The organism is Roseateles sp. NT4 (assembly GCF_051857475.1).
Classification (GTDB): Bacteria; Pseudomonadota; Gammaproteobacteria; order Burkholderiales; family Burkholderiaceae_C; genus Pelomonas.
This window is the reverse complement of the sequence record NZ_JBPZGZ010000011.1, coordinates 1-1,903: the sequence shown is the minus strand read 5'-3', so window position 1 is coordinate 1,903 and position 1,903 is coordinate 1. Positions and strand designations below refer to the sequence as shown.

Genomic DNA, 1,903 nt, shown 5'->3' with positions numbered 1-1,903 from the left:
GAAGGTCGAGATGCTGTTCGCCCACCTCAAGCGGATCCTCAAGCTCGACCGACTACGGCTGCGAGGGCTGACAGGGGCGCGCGACGAGTTCTTGCTGGCAGCGACGGTTCAGAACCTGCGGCGGATGGTCAAGCGACTGGGAAGTCAGGATTTTGTATCAGCCTGAAGGGCCGGGCGGGGCCGCCTCGGGCTCAACATCACCATGCCCAAGCGTCTCGGGCATCTTCGGCATGGTCTCGACGCCGTGGATCAAACGAGTTTTTCAACAGAATCAGCCTAAACCTGCCGTCCGATGGACCCAACCGGGTCTAGGTCGGCTTCGCAGCGGAAGCGGGCATCGCCCCGGGCGTCAATAGAGGAGCCGGGATACACGCGTCTACCCGGCATCGGCAGCTACTCCCTCACGCGTGAGGTGTCGACAAGTCGACCTAGGCCGGCTCATCCCACAGCGAGTGGTGGGATCAGCCGGCCCGGCAAAACCTATCTCAAGTGTGACACGAGCTCATGCGCCCCTACTCGCCGAGTACCTCGGCGCGGCTCTCGTGAACGAACCTTGTCACCGCGTCTCCATCCCAGCGCAAGCCGGTCAATGACTTCGGCAAAAAGCAAATCCGCATCACACCTTGGCCGGTTCCATGGTCCAGTCGAAAGAAGCAGTCTTTCAGCCGCACTCCCTTGGAGCTGACGCCGTTCACGGCAAAGCGCTCGTTCATGCCATTGACTTGGGTGACGAAAAATACATCGCCGACATGCAGCCAGCGGTGCGGTCTGGTGATAACCGCAATAACAGGATCTGATCGTCCGGCCCTCGGGACGATTTCATATTTATGGCACTCTGCGGACCAATGCTCACGTAATTCAATCTCTGAGATGCGGGTCGCCACCCACTTCTCCTTCCAGTTCAGCCATTGCGCAATGGAGTCGCTGTCATGCAGCGACTGGCTGTAGCGCACGGTTTGCGACCATTGTTCGTCAGGCGTCAGGCGAGTCTTCTGGCGGGATGGCATGCTGCATTCTCATGCGTCCCAAAGCATGACGGCGGCTTTCAGCCTGCAGCTGCCCTCGCCATCGTGTTCCGTCGCTAGTTCAGCTTCAGGCTGTGAGCTGCCATTCGCGGCGAAGTTGAGCGGCAGGTGCTGCCGACCCTGACCGGCTCTTCGCCATCCAATCTCGCCGTCCAAAGCGGCTACTCAAAGTTCGACTCAGGAGCCATCCGCAGTTAGCCACCTGACAGAGACGTTATGCAACATTGAGCGTGGCATCAATCCACGGTCTGCACTGAGATGAATGAATCGCAGGGATCGACTTGACGAGCGATGTCATAAGGATGCGTGTTTTGAGGATGGGTTGAGGAGTACTTCTTTCCAGATATTCCAAAGAAGATGAACTGACGACCTGGCGTAGGCTGCTCAATACTTCTGACCAATCCGCTACGAATTAGCGCCTCTGCCACGCTCCAGGGAACTACCTTCGCGACCTTGACACGTTGGGGCTGATTCAGCTCAAACAGTTTCTCGACTTCAACAACAGCATCGTGGCTGGCGGACGCTGAACGATGAAGTGCGTCGAGCGCATCATTGTTTGCTTTGCATGAGTCATTGCTTTCGGTCCCGTGGGCATTGCTAAATGCCAATGCACACACGAGGAGAAGCGACGTGTTCTGAATGAAGTTCATAACGGCAATCTCTTGTCCCCTGACGTAACGCTGAGCCGCGACGAGGCTTGCAGCGTAGCCGACAGCGTATTTCGGCCTGAGTCGATGCGAACGACGGCTCCCGCTGGCGGATTCAACCGGTCGACGCAACACACTGACCACTGCTCAGGCAGAAGGAGTGTTGCAGATGAAGTACCGGACACGGACGTACTACACCGCCGCGCAGAAGGCATTGATGTGGGAACGTTG

3 protein-coding genes are annotated in these 1,903 nt (G+C 57.7%); 1 reads left to right on the top strand and 2 read right to left on the bottom strand.

Annotation, left to right across the window (positions count from 1 at the left end; genetic code table 11):
- A partial coding sequence (locus ACS5PN_RS31235) for a transposase (protein WP_439467931.1) occupies positions 1 to 166 on the top strand: 166 nt, incomplete at its 5' end.
- A 346-nt stretch (positions 167 to 512) separates the two neighbouring features.
- Here the strand turns inward: ACS5PN_RS31235 and ACS5PN_RS31230 are convergent.
- Both ACS5PN_RS31230 and ACS5PN_RS31225 read right to left on the bottom strand, forming a co-directional pair.
- Complete coding sequence (locus ACS5PN_RS31230; protein ID WP_439467930.1) at positions 513 to 1,007, bottom strand: hypothetical protein; 495 nt, start codon at positions 1,005 to 1,007, stop codon at positions 513 to 515.
- 254 nt (positions 1,008 to 1,261) lie between these two features.
- The gene (locus ACS5PN_RS31225; protein ID WP_439467929.1) at positions 1,262 to 1,675 is read right to left on the bottom strand and encodes a hypothetical protein; all 414 of its coding nucleotides are present in this window, start codon (positions 1,673 to 1,675) and stop codon (positions 1,262 to 1,264) included.
- Between the last annotated feature and the right edge of the window lie 228 nt (positions 1,676 to 1,903).